Raw genomic sequence first — 17,326 nt, forward strand, 5'->3', positions numbered from 1 at the left:
TCACCACACAACCGAAGAACCGGACCCTAACCGCCACACAGGCAGCCACCAACACCCTCACACTGAGGCGCCCTTGACGCGTGAGTGCGCCACCCGCACAATCCGCCGCCACCACCGAACACCCCGGAACGCAAACCCCGGGACCAGCCCAAGCCGCACCGCACACGCACCCCGAACCCGAGCAGTGCCCGAACCCGAGCCGCGCAAACGCCCGCAAACCACAGCCAGCAAGATCAACCCTGGCCTCCGGCCCCCGAAACCCAGCGTACCGAGCACCACCGACAACGAAGACCGACACAGCCCGAGTTATTCACAGCCCACGGCCTCCGGCCCCCGGACTCCAGCCTGGAGCCCACCACCGACAAAACCGGGCACGTCATCCACAGGGCGCACCTCACTCAGGCAACGCCCCGGTGAACCAGTCCGCCGCCTGGGACGCGACCTCCTCCAACGTCCCCGGCTCCTCGAACAGGTGCGAAGCCCCGGGCACGACCCGCAACTCGGAAGGCCCACCGAGCACATTCCGGGCCCGCTCGTTCAGATCCGCCACCATCGGGTCCAGCTCCCCGACGATCAACAGCGTCGGTGCGCGCACCTCGGCCAACGCGGCCCCGGCGAGGTCCGGGCGCCCGCCCCGGGACACCACCGCCCGCACCACTTCCGGCCGGGCGGCGGCCGCGACCAACGCCGCCGCGCCGCCGGTGCTCGCCCCGAACAACCCCAACGGCAAGCCCGCGGTGGCGGGCTCCGCCCGCAGCCGGTCGATCGCGCCCACCAGGCGGTCCGCGAGCAACCCGATGTCGAACGCGCTGTCGGCGCGATCCTCGTCGGTGGTCAGCAGATCCATGAGCACCGTCGCGAGCCTGCGTTCGTTCAGGAACGACGCCACCGCTCGGTTGCGCGGGCTGTGGCGGGAACTGCCGCTCCCGTGCGCGAACAGGACCACCCCGACCGCCCCGTCCGGCACCTCCACGTCGGCGTCCAGGTGCGCGCCCGCCGTGTCGAGCACCAGCTGCGTCATGTCGGTGTCCTCCTCCGCTGCGCGAGCGGCCGCAGCGCGCTCGTCTCGTCGAACCACAGGAACGCGTCGTACCGGTCGCCCAGCACGGTCGGCACGTAGTTGCCCCACCGCTCCCGTTCCGGGTGGTACACGACGCCGATCGCGCGGTGGTCCAGTTCGTCGGTCAGCAGCGCGGGTTTCGACGCCGGCCACACGAACAGCGCACTCGGCGGCGCGTCGTGGTGCAGCAGCGCCTCCACCGAGCCGCGGCGGGCCGGGGGCACCGGCATGGTCGCCATGGGCGCGCCCCACGCGTCGCCCGCGATCACCGTGCCGCGGTGGCTGCCGAAACCCACCAGCACCACCTGGTCCGCGCCGTGCCGTTCCCGTGCCAGCTGGCCGATGTTCACCTCACCCGACGCCGCCATGGACGTCGCCCGGGCGTCGCCCACGTGGGTGTTGTGGGCCCACACGACGCCCTTCCCGTCGTGGTGGGCCAGCAGCCGGTCCAGGGTGTCGGCCATGTGCCGGTCCCGCACGTTCCACGACTGCCCGCCGCCCGCGATCATCGCCCGGTAGTAGCGTTCCGCGCCCGCCACCACCTCCGCGTTCTGCCACGCGGTCAGCGCCCCGTGCTCGCGCAGGCGCACGAGCAGGTCCACGACCTCGTTCTCACAGCTGTCGGGCACGAGCCGGGTCGCCATCGCGTAGTCCTGACCGCGCTCCCCGTACGGCTCGAAGCAGCGGTACGCGGCCAGGGCGGTGGGCACGTCCTCGGGCGAGTGTGCCCGCAGCCAGGTGAGGATCGCGCGCAGCGACTCCCACAGCGAGTACACGTCGAGCCCGTGGAACGAGACCTGCCGCTCGGCCGTGCGGTTGTGGCCGCGCAGCCACCGGCAGAAGTCGGCGACCTCCTCGTTCGCCCACATCCACGTCGGCCAGCGGGCGAACTCGGCGAGCGCGGTCCTCGGGTCGGCGGGCGCGTCCGGGTCGGCGCGCACGGACCGGTCCAGGCGTTCGCAGTCCGGCCAGTCGCCCTCGACGGCCACGAACGTGAACCCGCGCTCGGTGATGAGCCGCCGGGTGAGCGCGGCGCGCCAGCTGTAGTACTCGTGGGTGCCGTGGCTCGCCTCGCCGATCATCACGACACGGGCGTCGCCGATCCGCTCCAGCAGCACGTCGAAGTCCCCGGGGTCCGTCAGCGGTGCCGACAACCCGGCGATCTCGTCCCCGTAGCGTCCCATCCCGGTCGGCCTACCCGGCCCGGATGCGGCTAAACCGAGCGCGGTCGCTCACGGTGACACGTCCCGGAGCACCGCCCGCAACGCGGCCAGCGCACCGCCGAACGACCCCTTCGACGGCGCCGCGTAGCCGACCATCACGCCGGTCGGCGGGTCCGTCGCGCCGATCGTGTGCGGGCTGACCGGCTCGATGACCAGTGAGTGCCGGGCGGCCGATGCGGGGACCGCCGCCTCGGCCGTCGCGGACAGCGGCACGAACAGCGCGAGACCCGCGGAGATGCCGCGTGGCGTCAGGTGGTCCGGCAGCGCGGCGACGAGCCGGTCCCGCCGGGAGCGGTACTCCAGCCTGCACCGGCGCACGTGCCGGTCGAACGCGCCCGAGCTGATCAGGTCGGCCAGCACGAGCTGGTTCAGCACGGGCGGTTGCACCCCGCTGCGTTCCACCGCCGCGACCACCGGGTCGACCAGGAACCTCGGCAGCACCAGCCACGCGAGCCGCAGCGACGGCGCGAGCGTCTTGCTGGCCGTCCCCGCGTACACCACGCGTTCCGGTGCGAGCGCCTGCAGCGCGCCGACCTGCTGGCGGTCGAAACGGAACTCGCCGTCGTAGTCGTCCTCGACGACGATCGCGCCGGACCGGGTCAGCGCGGTGCGCCTGCCGGGGGCCATGGTGACGCCGAGCGGCGCCTGGTGGGCGGGGGTGACGACGACCGCGGGGCTCGTCAGCCGCTCGACGACCAGGCCCTGGTCGTCGACGGGCACGCCGACGACCCGCTGCCCCGCGGCGGCCGCGAACTGGCGGAACCGGTCGATCGACGGGTCCTCGAACGCGGTCTCGGTCATGCCGAGGTCGGCGAACGCGTGGCTCAGCACGGTGATCGCGTGCGTGAACCCGGCGACCACCACGATCCGCGCCGGGTCGGCGAGCACGCCCCGGCTGCGGCCGAGGTAGGCGGCGAGCGTGTTCCGCAGGACGAGCGACCCGCGTGGCTCGCCGTAGCCGAACACCTCGTGGGGGGCGTTGGCGAGCACCCGCCTGGTGGACGCCAGCCATTGGTCGCGCGGGAACAGCGACACGTCCGGTCTGCCCGCCATCAACGTCCACCGGCGCGTCTGCCCCGGCGTGTACGCCGGGTCCGGGGACGCCAGCGGCGCCGCGCCCGCGGTCGCGACCCTGGTCGGCGCGCCCTGACTGGTCCGCAGGTAGCCCTCGGCGGCGAGGTCGGCGTACACGCGGGTCACCGTGCCGCGCGCGACCCCCAGGTCGGCGGCCAGCGCGCGGGTGGACGGCACGACCGAGCCCGGCCGCCACCGGCCGTCCCGGATCGCCGCGCGGATCGCGTTCGCCAGCTGCGTGCGACCGCTGCCCGGGGTCCAGTCGAGGTGCGCGTCCACCGACGAACTGGTCCACGAATCTGCCATGGAACTGGACTCTACGCGTGGACAAGTCGGGGCTAGCGTTGATCACATGACACAGCGAATCTCGATCATCAACGGCATGCCCGGCCCCTTCAAGGCGCTGAACGCGCTGGCCGGGGAGGTCGCCAAGGCGGCGGCCGACGCGGGCGTGGCGACCACGGTCCTCGAGCTGATCAAGGTCAGGGCGTCCCAGATCAACGCCTGCGCCTACTGCCTCGACATGCACACCGCCGACGCGCTGAAGGACGGCGAGGACCCGCGACGGCTGCACGTGCTGGCCGCCTGGCGCGAGACCGACCTGTTCACCGAGCAGGAGCGGGCCGCGCTCGAGCTGACCGAGGTGCTGACCAGGCTGGCCGAGACGAACGACGTGCCGGACGACGTCTACGAGCGCGCCACGGCGGTGTTCACCGAGACCCAGTACCAGGCCGTCGTGTGGATGGTCATGGTCATCAACGCCTACAACCGGGTCGTGCTGCCCGGCCACCCGAAGCTGCCGAAGCGGGCGGCATGACGGCCGGGCTGCTGCGGTCGCTGCACGTCCCCGGGACGCCGCTGGTGCTCCCGAACGCGTGGGACCCCGGCACCGCGAAGCTCGTCGTCGAGGCCGGGTTCCCCGTGGTGGCCACGAGTTCGGCCGCGGTCGCGGAGTCGCTCGGCTACCCGGACCACCAGGGCGCGCCCGCGGCGGAGATGTTCGCGGCGGCCACGCGGATCGCACGCGCGGTCGACGTGCCGGTGACGGTCGACGCCGAGTCCGGCTACGGGCTCCCGGCCGCCGAGTTCGCGGAGCGGCTGGCGGAGACCGGCGCGGTGGGCTGCAACCTGGAGGACACCGACCACGCGGCCGGGGGACTCGTGCCGGTGACGCGGCAGGCGGAGTACCTGGCCGCGGTGCGGGCCGCCGCGCCCGAGCTGGTGATCAACGCGCGGGTGGACGTGTTCCTGGGCGCGACCGACCAGGAGGCCGTGTTCGACGAGGCGGTCGAGCGGGCACGGGCGTACGTGGCGGCGGGCGCCGACTGCGTGTACCCGATCCTCGTGCGGGCGGGGCTGCTGCCGGCGTTCGCCGACGCGGTGGGGGCGCCGGTGAACGTGACCTTGCTGCCCGGCACCACGATCGCCGAACTGGCGTCCGCCGGTGCGGCGCGGATCTCGCTCGCGGCCGGTCTGTGGCGGCTCGTCCGGACCACGCTGCGCGAGCGGCTCGCGAACCTCACCTAGTCACGAGGGCGTTCGCGATCCGGTGGCGCAGCGCGGTCTCGTGCGCGGAGTCGGTCGCGAGGGTCAGCGTGAGGCCGTCCGGCGCCGCGGTCGCCGCGATGTCGAGCAGCGTCGCGAACCGGTCGGCGGGCTCGTCGGCGAGCAGTTCCTCGGCGTGTGACACCACCACGTCGACCGCGCCGGCGTCGCGCAGGCAGTCGGCCAGCGCGTCCCAGTTGTGCCCGAACCACTCGGGGAAGTCCAGCACCCGCGCCGCCTCCGCGAAGAAGGCGGCGCGGGTGCGGCACGCGCGCCCGTCGACGGCCACCGCGGGTGCCGCTTCCGTGGTCACCGTCAGCCAGTGCGCGGGCGCCATGGGAACTCCTCAGAGCCGGTAGAAGTCGGCGTAGTGGTTGGGCGAGAAGTAGACCACGCCGGCGGACAGGTCGACGATGATCCGGTACGCGTCACGGGACGCGCCGCACGCGCGCGGGTACACGTCGAACTCGCGGTAGCTGTGGCCGCTCGGCAGCTGCCCCTCGCGGTTGTAGAACGTGCCGCCCGCGAAGTTGCACTGCCCGTTGGGCCAGCTGTACCAGCCACGCGCGCCGGGGTAGCCCTTGGACTGCCAGATGGTCTTCGCGGAGCGCGCGGCGTCGCACCGGCTCATGGTGCAGGAGCCGTAGACGGCCGCGTCCGCGGCGGGGGTGACGACCAGGGACACGCCGAGGATCGACGCGAGCGCCGCCAGCGTGACCGCGAACCGTTTCACAAGTGGGATTCGGGTGTGCACGGAACCTCCAGAGCAGGGACTGGGGGAAACCAACACCGTGGATGGTGTCCCCTCGACCTTGTCAGGAGGTGGGTGAGATGGACAAGATCGGGTGAACTTCGCGGGTCAGGCGTTCTCCTTCACCCACAGTCCGAGCAGGCCGCGGAAGTGCGCGACGAACCGGTCGTGCTCGGACACCGGGTAGGTGGACCGCACGGTCGACACCAGCAGCTCGTCGAAGTCCGGCGACACCACCCAGTCCCGCACCATGTCGTCCACATGGGACAGTGCGGTGGCGCAGAACTCCTGGTAGCGCTCGGTCTCGAAGTAGTCGTCGGCGAGGCGCCGGTACTCGACCAGCTTCTCGTCGTAGGTCCGGTCCGAGTCGGCGACCGCGAAGTAGTTGCGGGTGTCCAGGTCCAGCCGCGGCGCGCGGCCGGACACCGCGCAGAACACCGACCACTTCAGCAGCGTGGCGATGGCCCACGGGAAGTAGTAGTGCAGCGACGTGATCGAGATGTCCGGGCACGCGTTCGCGTAGTCGATCGGGTGCACCGACCCGTCGACGACCAGGCTCTCGCAGGAGTTGAACTCCCAGCGGAAGAACGCGTTGATCAGCCGGGAGATCGTCAGCACCTCCTCGCCCGCCTCGGGCGACAGGAACGCGTGGTCCACGGCGTAGCGGTTGTGCATCGGTTCGTCCGGCTGGAAGCGCATCACCATGCTGTCCGGCCCGATGGTCAGCGAGCGGGCGAACACGTCGTAGCCCTCGACGGACGCCTGCAGGTGCATGAGCATCTCGCCGGACTCGTCGTACGCGCGGTGCAGCGTGGCGGGGTCCTTGATGCGGGACACGCCCCGCCACGCGCCGCCGTCATAGGGCTTCATGTACAGCGGATAGCCGATGGTCGCCGCGATCTCGTCCAGGTCGAACGGCTGGTTGTACTTCGCCGCGGTGTAGGCGTAGCGGGCGTTGTCGACGGGGTTCTTGTACGGCACCAGCCACGTGTCCGGCACCTTCAGCCCCAGCCGGATCATCGCGCAGTACGCGGCGTGCTTCTCCATGGACTGGAACGTGAACGGGCTGTTCAGCAGGTACACGTCGTCCATGAGCGCGACCTTCTTCAACCACTCGCGCGGCACGTAGTACCAGTACGCGAGCCGGTCGATCACCAGGTCGTAGCGCGGTTTGGCGCGCAGGTCGAACGGCTCGATGGTGATCCGCTCGGTGTGCAGCACGTGCTCGCCGCCGCCCGCGCGCACCGGCCCGAGCCGCCGCACCAGTTCCTCGAACGCCCGCGGCCAGTCCTCCTCTGTGCCCAGCAGGAGGCCGAGCAGGTGTTCCGTGCGGTCCATCTGTTCCTCCTTCAGCAGAAGCGGGGCAGGTGGTGGGCGAGTTGCGCCCGCCAGGACGGCCAGTCGTGCGGGACGTCGTGGCCCCACAGGTCCAGCTCGCACAGCAGCCCCTTGGCACGCAGGATGGCCGCGAGCCCCCGGGTGGAGTCGAGTGAGCCGGTGGTGTCCTCCCACTGGCCCTGGCCGACGACCAGCAGCACCGACAGCCGCGACCGCAGCCACTCGAGGTGGCCGCCGTTCAGGTGCGGCACGAAGTCGACCGGGTTGGTGAAGTAGGCGGCGTCGCCGCGTTCGCCCCAGCCGTGCCACGTCGACGGGTCGTAGTTGCCGGACATGCCGATGGCCAGCGGGAACAGGTCGGCGCGGCGCAGCGCGAACAGCACGGCGTGGAACGCGCCGAGCGAGCAGCCCACCGTGGGCACCTCGGTGGCGCCGCCGCAGTCGGCGTGGATCGCGGGCAGCACGTGGTCGATGATCCACTTCTCGTACACGGCGTGCTGGTGGGCGCGTTCCTCGAGCGGGATCGACCGGTTCGACCACGACGCCGCGTCGTGCGAGTCGACGCAGTACAGCTTGGCGCGGCCCGCGTCGATCAGCGGCCGGACCGCGTCGACCATCCCGTTGGCCTCGAAGTCCCACGCCCGGCCCTGCTCGGCGGGGAAGACGAGGAAGGGCCTGCCGTAGTGGCCGTAGGCGATCACCGTGCCGCCCGCGATCTCGTACTGGTCGCGGCGCATCACACGCTCCAGAGGGTGCGGAGCAACTCGGTCAGTGCGGGGTGGAACGCGTCGCGCCAGGCGACGTAGTTGTGCGCGTCCGGCACCTCGACCAGCCGCGCCGCGTAGCCCTGCTTGGCGAGCGTGGCGGCCATCTGCCGGTTGTTGGCGAGGTTCTCCTCGGCCAGCCCGCACGTCATCGTGACCGGCACCGTCTCGTGCGGCACCGTGCGCAGCACGTCCGCCACGTACACGCTGACCTGCCCGAACCGGCTGAACCGGTGCTGCTCCTGCGGGTCGAGGTCGACGGTCAGGAACGACGCCGACTGCAGGAACAACCCGCCGAACAGACCGGGCAGCGCACGTTGCGCGTGCAGCATGGCGAGGCCGCCGAGGCTCGCCCCCATGCCCACGACCGGCTCGGTCACCGCCACCAGCGACCGCAGCGTCGGCAGCACCCGCTGGTGGAGCGTGGCCGCGTACCGGGGGTTGGCGGCGTACTCGTCGTCGCGGTCGCCCGGCGCGAGCAGCGCCACCCGGAAGGGCGGCAGTTCGCCGGCGGCGATCATCGCGGCGGCGTAGTCCGTCAGGCCGGCGAGGCGGTCGTACTCCGGGCCGTCGTGCGCGACGAGCAGCGGCAGCGGTTCGTCGGCGGCGGCCGGCGACCAGACCCGCACCTCGACGTCCCGGCCGAGCAGCGGCGCGGGCACCGCCACGTCGGCGGTCTCGCCCGGCGCCCGGTCCGCCGCCAGCCACGCGGGCGGGGTGTAGCCGGGGAACTCCACGACCGACTTGTCCCCGAACGCGCCGGGCGCGCGCAGCGGGTTGCCGGGGTCGCAGATCTCCTCGACGTGCCCGCCGGGGTGGCGCAGCTGGAACCGGTACTCCATGCGGTCCACGGGTGGGCGGGGGAGCGCGAGCCGCCACAGGCCCTCGTCGCGGGCGAAGTCCAGCGGGGCGTCCGGGAGCGACAGCGCGGGCAGCAGCCGCGTGCTGTCCAGCGCGGACTCCTCGTCGGGCAGTCGGAACACGACGGAGTCATCGGACACCAGCGGCTCCGTCTCGGTGATCACTGATCCATCACAGTCACCGTCCGCGGGTGAAGTCAAGGCCGGGCCGCGATCACGCTTCCGGCCGCTGCCCCCGCACGGTGAGCGGTCCGGCGCCCGCCTAGCCGCCGACGTGGATGCCGGGACGGCGTGCCGGGTCCGGTTCGTGCTGGCGGATGATCTCGCGGACCACCGGGGGCGTGTCGCCCTGGCCGAGGATCAGGTAGCGGAACAGGTGGCCGATCGGGTTGCCCTCCGACCACTCGAAGTGGCAGCGCGGGCGCACACCGGTGGTGTCGCGCAGCGTCAGCAGGATGGCCGCGATCGCGTTCGGCGCGGCAGGGGCGGCGACGCGGAGGACGCGGTGGTCGCCGACCGTGACACCGCGGACCTGGAGGACATCGCTGAACGTCGACGGGTCGACGACCTCGATCTCGAGGAACAGCACGTCGGCGCTGCCCGGGACCGGGTTCATGCCGCGTTGTTCCTGTTCCTTCGCGTCGTACTCGGCGACGTCACCGGCCTGGCGCTTGTTCGCGACCAGTTCGAGGCGGCCGTCGTGGTCGATGCTGTCGGTGACGAACCGGCGGGCGTCCTCGTCGAACTCGATGCGGTCCACGCGCAGCTCGGTGGTGCGGGTGACGCGCGAGATCAGCGACACGACGACGATGCCCGCGATGAACGCGGCCGAGATCGCGATGCCGTCCGGCTTCTCGATCACGTTGTCCACCAGCGCGTACAGCAGGATCAGCGTGAGCACGGTGAACCCGGCGCCCGACCGGCGCCTGCGCGCCCGGAACGCGGAGATCGTGACCGCGACCGCGCCCGAGACCATCATCGCGAGGATGCCGGTGGCGTACGCGCCCGCCTGCTCGTCGACGTTCGCGCCGAACGCGAACGTGATGCCGACGGAGATCGCGGTGTACACGAGCACCACCGGCCGCATGGCCCGGCCCCATTCGGGCGCCATGCCGTAGCTGGGCAGGTAGCGGGGCACGATGTTGATCAGCCCGGCCATCGCGGAGGCGCCGGCGAACCAGAGGATGAGGATCGACGAGATGTCGTAGACCGTGCCGAACACCTGCCCGAGGTGCTCGTGCGCGAGGTAGGCGAGGGCGCGGCCGTTGGCGGCGCCGCCGGGCTCGAACTCGGCCGGCGGGATGAGCACGGTCGTGATGAAGCTGGTGGCGATCAGGTACACGGACATGATCAGCGCGGCGGTGGCGAGCAGCTTGCCGGTGTTGCGGATCTTGTGCTCGAGGTCGTCGGCCTTGATCAGCGGCATCATGCTCACGCCGGTCTCGAACCCGGACAGGCCGAGCACCAGCAGCGGGAACGCCAGCACCGACGGGCCCGCGATGTCGAAGAAGCCGCTGCCGTGCTCGGTGAGCCGGGCCACCCACCGCGACAGGGCGTCCGGCGTGCTGAACACCTCGACGGCCCCGACCGCCACGATCACCGCGTTGAGCCCCAGGAAGATCGCGACGAGCGGGATCGCGACGCCGATCGCCTCGGAGAAGCCGAGCAGGAACACCCCGCCCAGGACCAGCAGCAGGATCGTGGTCAGCAGGACCTCGTGACCGTGCAGCGCGCTGGGGAAGGCCGGGTTCTCGACCACGTGCACCGAGGCGTCCGCCGCCGACAGCGTGATCGTGATGATCCACGAGGTGGCGACGAACCCCAGCAGCACCAGCACGAACACCTTGCCGCGCCAGAACGGCAGCAGGTGCTCGAGCATCGCGACCGACCCCTGCCCGTGCGGCGACTCGCGGGCCACCCGCCGGTACATCGGCAGCATGCCGAACAGCGTGAGCGCGACGATCAGCAACGTCGCCAGCGGCGAGAGCGCGCCCGCGGCCAGCGCGGCGATCGCGGGCAGGTAGGACAGTGTGGAGAAGTAGTCGACGCCGGTGAGGCACATGACCTTCCACCACGCCTGCGGCTTCCCGTGGCTTTCACTGGCCGCCGGCCCGACGGGCGGCGCCACCTGGTGGTGTAGCAGCCACCGCCCCAGCGGGCGCCGCGGGGCACCGCCCGTCGCCGGACTGTCCACACTGGCCGGAATCGCGAAGTCGCTCATGTCCCCCTGCCTTTCGGGCACAGCATGCCCGATGGTCGTGCGCGGCAGGCGTCAGGTTCCGCACGTCATCCGTTTTGTCCCGGAGCGAGCGCTTCGATGATCTCCATGGCGAGCGATGTGGCCCTTTCGGTTGATATGTCTGGGTTTCCGATCTCCTCGTGCCAGTTGAGGTCGTAGTACAGCTCGGTGACGCCCTGCTCGCCCAGCCATGCGGCGTCGGCCCGGATGTCGTCGTAGCTGCCGGTGAGCCTGCCCTCGCGCGGCCCGGGCCGGACCACACCACGCACGACGACCCGCACCCGCTCCGGGTCGGGCGCCGCGGCCCGCACGACGGCGATCTCGTCGGCGATGCGGTCGAGGTCGGTGGCGCTGCGGCTCATCCAGCCCGCGGCGATGCGCCCGGCCCGCTGCAGCGCGGCCGGGACCGCGCCGCCGAGGAGGATCGGCGGACCACCCGGCTGGACCGGGCGCGGCAGCATCCGGCTCGGCGGGACGGTGTAGAACTCGCCGTCGAAGGACGCCGGGTCGTCTGTCCACAGTGCTCGCAGGACGCGGACGTACTCCTCCGCCCGCGCACCGCGGCGTGCCTTGTCCGCGCCCGTGGCGGCGAACTCGGTGGGAGACCAGCCGACACCGAGGCCGAGGTCGAAGCGGCCGTTGGAGAGCACGTCCAGGGTCGCGGCCTGCTTGGCGAGGTACACCGGCTCGACGAAGGGCAGGTTCACGAGCGCCACACCCAGGCGGATCCGGCTGGTCCGCGCGGCCGCGAAGGCCAGCGGGAGCAGCGGGTCGAGCACGCTCTGGTAGACGGCGTCGAGGTGGTCGTCCACGCCCACCAGCAGGCGTTGGAACGTCCACAGTGAGTCGTAGCCCAGGGTTTCGGCGGTCGTGGCCACGTGGGTGAGGCTGTCCGGCGTCGCCCACGCGCCGGACACCGGGGCGCCCAATCCGATCTTCATGCTGCCAACGTAAGGCACCGGACCGACATCGGGCCGTGGTTGTCCACAGGGTGGTCGGTTGTCCACAGGGTGCGGTTGTGGACGGGGTTGTGTCGGTGGGTGCCGGTAGACTGGACAGCGGGGTGCCCCCGGGAGTGGTGGGGGCTGTCCGTATGTACTGAGGGGCCTGTTTTCGCTGGTCAGTGCCGTTGTGGCGGTTTGTGTGCGCCGGGTTTGGTGGTGTGCCTTGCCTGGGTTTTTCCCTCCGGGGGGTCCTCGCCGGACGGGCTGGTCTCCGGGATGGCGGGGGTTTGGTCTCGGGTTGGGTTGGCAGGGACTGGTGTCCGTGGGTGCCTGCCATCCCGTCGACCTCCCGGAGGGCTATCACACCGCGTCAAGGGGGCCCGGCGGCTTTGGGCACGTGGGCGCGTCGTGCTTCCGGGCCCCCTTGACACGGCGTGATCGGGCTTCGCCAGGTCGACGGGATGGCAGGCAGGCAGTTCTTGTGTGGTGGGCTGCGCTCGGCTTGGGCGGGCGCAGCCCGCTTCGCGGGCCGGGCGCGCAGCGTCCGGCTTCCCCGGTGGTGGTTGTGTCGCGAAAGGCGCGTTCGCGGCATTGGCCGGTGCTGTGAAAAGCGCGTTCGCGGCGTGGTTCCGGGCCGCTTTGCTGGGTCGGGTTGCGTGCACGAAGAAGGCCCGCCCGGCTGGCGGGCAGCAGCCCTCGTGGTGAGCTGCGCTCGGCTTGGCTGGCGCAGCCCGCGTCGCGGGCCGGGTGCGCAGCGCCCGGCCCCGCAACCCAGATGCGTGCATGAAGAAGGCCCGCCCGGCGAGGAGCCGGGCGGGCCTTCTTCTCCCTCAACTCACAGCTTCGCGCATTGGCCCGATGCCGGGCCGTGCACGGTGTTCTTCCTGCCGTCGTTGCCCGGGGCCGGGTTGTTGCCCGAGCAGGACAGCGGGCCCGCGATCGTGTTCGCTGCCACGATCGTCTCGCCGCCCGTGTTGGCGGTCAGCGTCACCGGGCCGGTGATCGTCGACGTGTCGACTCGGACGCCTGCCTTGTTGCCGGACAGGTAGACCGGGCCCGCGATCTTCGCCTTGTCGAGGACGACCTCGCCGGTCGCGCCGGTGACCGTCACCGGGCCGTAGATCTGCGTGCCGTGCAGTTCGAACAGCGCCGGCTTGGTGGCCGTCACCGGGCCCGCGATGAGCCCGTCCGTGACGATCAGGGACGCGCCCGGCTTGACCGTGACCGGGCCGAAGATCGTCGCGTCCTCGACGCAGGTCAGGCCCTCCGACACGGTGATCGGGCCGAACTTCATGCCGGTGACCGTCGCGTCGCAGGTCGGGCCTGGCTGGCCGATCTCCGAACGGGGGGCCGGGTCCGCGGTGATCGGCGAGTTGGCGCCGATGTACGCGGTCAGCATGGTCAGGTCGTTGTCACCGGTGGTGGCCGGGTTCGTGCCTGCTGCCAGGGTCTTGAAGTTGTCGCCACCCGCGGCCAGGAACGAGTTCACCGTCACGCGGTACGTGCCCGCCGGGTCGATCGGCTCGTCGTTCAGCCACATGCCGGTGATCCGCTGCCCGGCCGGGTTGTCCGGCAGGTACATGTACCGGAAACCGGCCGACACGCCAAGGTGCAGCTTCGGCCGCGAAGCACCGGCGGGCTGCCACTGCTCCTCCAGCACCTGCTTGATCTGGGCACCCGTGTACGTCTTGGTGACGACGTCGTTGGCGAACGGCTGGACCGAGAACGCCTCCGAGTAGGTCACCACGCCGTCCGGCGCGTACAGCAGGTCGGCGCGCAGGCCGCCCGGGTTCATGAACGCGATCTGCGCCCCGCCCCGGCCCGGCTCCTTCGTGCCCGCGAGCTGCACGTCGGCGATGAAGTTGCCCAGCACCGACTCGGCACCGCGGTCCTCGGCGCCGGTGGCCGAGTAGGCCCGCTTGATGTCCGCCGTGATCTTGCCCAGCGGCTGCTTGCCCAGCTCCTCCGCGTTCGCCTTGGCCTGCGCGACCAGCGCCGCGACCTCGGGGTCGCTCGGCGCGCCGGTCACGTTGAGCAGCTCGGCGCTCGACGACACGACCGTCTTCGTCGCCGGGTCGATCGAGAGCGTCGCCTTGCCCAGCTTCACGCCGTAGTCCTCGGCCTGGATGACCGGACGGGTCCGGTCCGTGCCCGGCACGGGGATCTCGAAGGCGTACGGCTGGTGCGTGTGCCCGCTCAGGATGGCGTCGATGTCGGCGCTGGCCCGCGTGAAGTCACCGAACACCGGGTCGTTCTGCAGGTCCGCCGCCGAACCGATGTTCTCCGTCGCCGCGCCCTCGTGTGCGAGCAGCACGACCACGTCGGCCTCGCCGTTGGCCTCGTCGCCGTCCTTCAGCTGACCCGCCACCGCGTCGGCCTCGGCCACCGGGTCGCGGAACGTCAGGCCCGCGATCCCGTCGGGGCTCACCAGCGACGCGGTCTGCTCGGTCACCACACCGACGATGCCGACCCGCACGCCGGCCACGGTCCGCACGTCGTACGCGGGCAGCACCCGCTCGTCACCGCGGTACACGTTCGCGCCCAGGTACGGGAAGTCCGCCCGGTCGGTCACCCGGCCGGACAGGTCCGCGAAGCCCTTGTCGAACTCGTGGTTGCCGACCGCCGCGGCGTCCAGGCCCATCAGGTTCAGGGCGTCGAGCGTCGGGTTGTCGTTGTCGATCGCCGACACGAACGTCGACGCGCCGATGTTGTCGCCGGCCGACAGGAACAGCGTGTTCGGGTTCTGCTCCCGCAGCTGGTTCACCAGCCCCGCGAGCTGCGCGGCACCACCGACGCCGGCCGACGGCGGCTCGAGGCGGCCGTGGAAGTCGTTGATGCCCAGCACCTGCAGGTCGATCGGCGCGAGCGCGCCCGTGTTGATGCCGATGACCTTCGGGTTGTGGTCGCTCGCCCGGTACGGGTCCGGCCGGTAGAACGCCGGGTGGCCGTCGTACTGGAACGCGAACGACTCGTGCGAGTTGATCTGCCACACGTCCACGCCGGTGACCCGCTGCATCAGCGACGCGGTCGCGACCGCGTGGTCCAGCGAACCGGACTCGCCGCCGAACACGTAGCTGGCCTCGCCGTTGGAGACGTCCGCCATCGACGCGTCGTAGAAGACCTGCATCGGGTCTTCCTGCGTGTAGGCGTTGAAGTCGCCCAGGATGATCACGTTGTCGCTGCCCGACGACGTCTTCAGCGCGTCGACGAACGCGGTCAGCGACCGCGCCTGACGCACCCGGTCGCCGTTGAACGCGCCCTGGCCGTCCCCGATGTCGGCGTTGTCGCCGGTCGACGGCGGGGTCGACGGGGACTTCGACTTCATGTGGTTGGCCACCACGGTGAACGTGACCTGGCCCGCGGTGAACGTCTGCGCGATCGGCTCACGCGCGTTGAACCACACGGTCTCGTCGTTGATCGTCTTCGACTCGCCCTGCGGGGTCACCGAGGCGGGCTTGAAGATGATCGCGGTGGTGATGAAGTCCTGCTGCGCCGCGGGCGGCAGGTTCGCGGGCGAGCGCACGTAGTCCCACGTGCCCGCGCCGTCCTTGGTGTTCAGCGCGGCCACCAGGCGCTTCAGCGCCATCTGCGGGTCGTTCGCCTCGAAGCGGACCGAGTTCTCGATCTCCTCGAGGGCCACCACGTCGGCGTCCATCGCGGAGATCGCGGCGACGATCTTGGCTTCCTGCTTGGCGAGCCCGGCCTCGTCGTCCGCGCCGCGGGCGTCGCCGCCGAAGTGCACGAAGTAGTTCAGCACGTTGAAGCTCGCGACCTTGATGTCGCCGCCGACGGCCTCCGGCGCGGGGGTGCGCGGGTTGGTCGGCTTGAACGTGGTGCGCTGCAGCTCCGGGGTCGTCGCGGTCACCGGCGTGGTCGGCTGCAGCCGCCACTCGTTGAACCCGTACGACAGCACGGTCGCCGCGAACGCCTCCACCTGGTCACCCACGCGCAGCGGCGCGTCCGGGTACACGTACGGCGGCAGCTGGCCCGCGCTCGACAGGTTCGTCGACGAGCCGTCGTCCAGCAGCAGGCGCCGCAGCTTGTTGTCGGCGGCCAGCGCCTTGGCCTCGGCGGTGCCGGGGCGGAACCGGTCGGTCGGGATCGGCGCGGGCTCGTCACCGGCGGCCAGCACGACCTCGCCGAAGCGGTTGGTGTTGTAGACCTCGGAGACCGTGAAGTCACCGACCGGCGCGACCAGCATCGACTCGACCGACTCACGCGCGGCCGGGTCGAGCGGCAGGCTCAGCGGGGCCGGGGCGGGCAGGGTCGCGTCGTGCGCGCACACCTGGAAGTCGGCCTTGGCGCCGATGGTGACCTCGGTGAGGCCGTTGAACTCGCTGACCACGCCGCGCACGCGGACCTGGTCGCCGACGGCGACGGCCGGGTGGTTGGCGGCGTTGGCGGTCAGGTAGACGAAGACGCCGTCCGAGGGGGTGCCCGCCGCGGGGGCGCGGTCGCCGGAGCCCGCGGTCTGGACGTAGACGCCGTTGTAGCCACCGGTCGAGTGGTTCGCCGTGACGACGCCCTCGATCACGACCTGGCTGCCGGACAGCGGTGACGCGTCGGTGGTGCCCTGGACCTGCGCGATCGTGTTGGTGACCGTCAGGTTGCAGCCGACCGGATCGGGATCGGGGTCACCGCCCCCGGAGTTGCGGGTGCCGAACGAGTTCGGGGCCTCCGCGCGCCAGGTGCCGTCGATCTTCTGCAGCGAGTACCCGGCCGGGGTGGCCGAGCCCTCGGCGACACCGATGTCGGTGGCGGTGGTGCCGTTCGCGGGGCCGTTCGTGGCGGTCAGCGGGCCCTCGTAGGAGAGGAACTCCGCGACCGTGCCGTCGGGGCGCACGAGCGCGACGCCGTCGGGCGAGCCGTTCTGGAGACCGTCGGTCGGGTAGGTCGCGACGACCACGCCGGCCGCGGGGACGGTGCCGGACAACGTGCGGGTGTTGTACACGCCGCCGCCGTTGCCGTTGTACAGGGCGAGCTGCCAGCCGGTCAGGTCGAAGCCGGCGGGGGCCTCCACCTCCAGCGCCTCGCCGGTGTCCGTTCCGACGTTGTCGTAGTGGATCTCACTGAGGAACGGGTCCGTCGGTTCGGCCGCCGAAGCCGTCGACGCGCTGACCGCGGCGACCGTGGCGATCGCGGTCAGCGCTCCGACGACTTGGAGCGAACGGACACGTCTGCTACTGGGCATCAGGCCTCCATCAGGCGGGTAGAACCTGCCGGAGCCTAGGTGTGAACGGTGTCGAGAAAAATGCGCGCAGATGTACGTTGCGCGATTGTTAGATGGGCGCCGGAAATGGTTGGCACCCAACGGAGTCGCCTGGATACGGCTGGTTACCGTCCGTATGTGCGGATTGTCACGGTAACGGCTCCCGGCATTTCCTGCCGCCCGTTTGCGAATATGCCGAATGGCGTAGTGCACTCGTTTTTTCGGCGGAAAACGATCATGGGACACATCTGCGCAGACATCTGATGTCTGGGTCGAACTTTCTCGTTCATGACGTCCGAATGGGCGCTTGACGACAACG

Annotated in this window: 13 protein-coding genes; 2 read left to right on the plus strand and 11 right to left on the minus strand. The window is 71.3% G+C overall.

Annotated features, from left to right (window positions below):
- Window positions 1-394: 394 nt before the first annotated feature.
- The 3 genes from ACYQ77_RS39730 to ACYQ77_RS39740 are packed head-to-tail and all read right to left on the minus strand — an operon-like array spanning window position 395 to window position 3,663.
- Window positions 395-1,021 carry a dienelactone hydrolase family protein gene (locus tag ACYQ77_RS39730; protein WP_459721687.1) on the minus strand — a complete coding sequence of 209 codons (627 nt, stop codon included), beginning with the start codon at window positions 1,019-1,021 and terminating at the stop codon, window positions 395-397.
- Window positions 1,018-2,244 (minus strand): erythromycin esterase family protein, encoded by a 1,227-nt coding sequence (locus tag ACYQ77_RS39735; RefSeq protein WP_459721689.1) that lies wholly within the window; start codon window positions 2,242-2,244, stop codon window positions 1,018-1,020. The genes ACYQ77_RS39730 and ACYQ77_RS39735 overlap by 4 nt, the downstream gene beginning before the upstream one ends.
- Window positions 2,245-2,292: 48 nt before the next feature.
- Window positions 2,293-3,663, minus strand: coding sequence for an aminotransferase-like domain-containing protein (locus tag ACYQ77_RS39740; protein ID WP_459721691.1), 1,371 nt, complete (start codon window positions 3,661-3,663; stop codon window positions 2,293-2,295).
- Window positions 3,664-3,709: 46 nt separating this feature from the next.
- Between ACYQ77_RS39740 and ACYQ77_RS39745 the strand changes: the two genes are divergently transcribed.
- Window positions 3,710-4,174, plus strand: a complete 465-nt coding sequence (locus ACYQ77_RS39745) for a carboxymuconolactone decarboxylase family protein (protein ID WP_459721693.1) — start codon at window positions 3,710-3,712, stop codon at window positions 4,172-4,174.
- The gene (locus ACYQ77_RS39750; protein ID WP_459721695.1) at window positions 4,171-4,884 is read left to right on the plus strand and encodes an isocitrate lyase/PEP mutase family protein; all 714 of its coding nucleotides are present in this window, start codon (window positions 4,171-4,173) and stop codon (window positions 4,882-4,884) included. The genes ACYQ77_RS39745 and ACYQ77_RS39750 overlap by 4 nt, the downstream gene beginning before the upstream one ends.
- On the opposite strand, the gene ACYQ77_RS39755 is transcribed toward ACYQ77_RS39750, so the two are convergent.
- The 8 genes from ACYQ77_RS39755 to ACYQ77_RS39790 form a co-directional block, all read right to left on the minus strand.
- A complete protein-coding gene (locus ACYQ77_RS39755; RefSeq protein ID WP_459721697.1) occupies window positions 4,877-5,239 on the minus strand; it encodes a barstar family protein in 363 nt (120 codons plus the stop codon). The genes ACYQ77_RS39750 and ACYQ77_RS39755 overlap by 8 nt on opposite strands.
- A gap of 9 nt (window positions 5,240-5,248) precedes the next feature.
- The gene (locus ACYQ77_RS39760) at window positions 5,249-5,635 is read right to left on the minus strand and encodes a ribonuclease domain-containing protein (RefSeq protein ID WP_459721699.1); all 387 of its coding nucleotides are present in this window, start codon (window positions 5,633-5,635) and stop codon (window positions 5,249-5,251) included.
- A gap of 126 nt (window positions 5,636-5,761) precedes the next feature.
- Window positions 5,762-6,991, minus strand: coding sequence for an ATP-grasp domain-containing protein (locus ACYQ77_RS39765; protein ID WP_459721702.1), 1,230 nt, complete (start codon window positions 6,989-6,991; stop codon window positions 5,762-5,764).
- An 11-nt stretch (window positions 6,992-7,002) separates the two neighbouring features.
- Window positions 7,003-7,728 (minus strand): esterase family protein, encoded by a 726-nt coding sequence (locus ACYQ77_RS39770; RefSeq protein WP_459721703.1) that lies wholly within the window; start codon window positions 7,726-7,728, stop codon window positions 7,003-7,005.
- Window positions 7,728-8,780 (minus strand): alpha/beta hydrolase, encoded by a 1,053-nt coding sequence (locus ACYQ77_RS39775; protein ID WP_459721706.1) that lies wholly within the window; start codon window positions 8,778-8,780, stop codon window positions 7,728-7,730. The genes ACYQ77_RS39770 and ACYQ77_RS39775 overlap by 1 nt, the downstream gene beginning before the upstream one ends.
- 97 nt (window positions 8,781-8,877) lie before the next feature.
- Complete coding sequence (locus ACYQ77_RS39780; RefSeq protein ID WP_459721709.1) at window positions 8,878-10,836, minus strand: APC family permease; 1,959 nt, start codon at window positions 10,834-10,836, stop codon at window positions 8,878-8,880.
- 65 nt (window positions 10,837-10,901) lie between these two features.
- Window positions 10,902-11,795 carry a TIGR03619 family F420-dependent LLM class oxidoreductase gene (locus tag ACYQ77_RS39785; protein ID WP_459721711.1) on the minus strand — a complete coding sequence of 298 codons (894 nt, stop codon included), beginning with the start codon at window positions 11,793-11,795 and terminating at the stop codon, window positions 10,902-10,904.
- Window positions 11,796-12,633: 838 nt separating this feature from the next.
- Window positions 12,634-16,989, minus strand: a complete 4,356-nt coding sequence (locus tag ACYQ77_RS39790) for an ExeM/NucH family extracellular endonuclease (protein ID WP_459721714.1) — start codon at window positions 16,987-16,989, stop codon at window positions 12,634-12,636.
- Between the last annotated feature and the right edge of the window lie 337 nt (window positions 16,990-17,326).

The sequence above is a fragment of the Actinophytocola sp. KF-1 genome (assembly GCF_054661535.1).

Bases quoted from the DNA above. Each gene is read 5' to 3' on its own strand.
- ACYQ77_RS39730 (WP_459721687.1), bottom strand. From the start codon at position 1,021: ATGACGCAGCTGGTGCTCGACACGGCGGGCGCGCACCTGGACGCCGAC.
- ACYQ77_RS39735 (WP_459721689.1), bottom strand. From the start codon at position 2,244: ATGGGACGCTACGGGGACGAGATCGCCGGGTTGTCGGCACCGCTGACG.
- ACYQ77_RS39740 (WP_459721691.1), bottom strand. From the start codon at position 3,663: ATGGCAGATTCGTGGACCAGTTCGTCGGTGGACGCGCACCTCGACTGG.
- ACYQ77_RS39745 (WP_459721693.1), top strand. From the start codon at position 3,710: ATGACACAGCGAATCTCGATCATCAACGGCATGCCCGGCCCCTTCAAG.
- ACYQ77_RS39750 (WP_459721695.1), top strand. From the start codon at position 4,171: ATGACGGCCGGGCTGCTGCGGTCGCTGCACGTCCCCGGGACGCCGCTG.
- ACYQ77_RS39755 (WP_459721697.1), bottom strand. From the start codon at position 5,239: ATGGCGCCCGCGCACTGGCTGACGGTGACCACGGAAGCGGCACCCGCG.
- ACYQ77_RS39765 (WP_459721702.1), bottom strand. From the start codon at position 6,991: ATGGACCGCACGGAACACCTGCTCGGCCTCCTGCTGGGCACAGAGGAG.
- ACYQ77_RS39770 (WP_459721703.1), bottom strand. From the start codon at position 7,728: ATGCGCCGCGACCAGTACGAGATCGCGGGCGGCACGGTGATCGCCTAC.
- ACYQ77_RS39780 (WP_459721709.1), bottom strand. From the start codon at position 10,836: ATGAGCGACTTCGCGATTCCGGCCAGTGTGGACAGTCCGGCGACGGGC.
- ACYQ77_RS39785 (WP_459721711.1), bottom strand. From the start codon at position 11,795: ATGAAGATCGGATTGGGCGCCCCGGTGTCCGGCGCGTGGGCGACGCCG.
- ACYQ77_RS39790 (WP_459721714.1), bottom strand. From the start codon at position 16,989: ATGCCCAGTAGCAGACGTGTCCGTTCGCTCCAAGTCGTCGGAGCGCTG.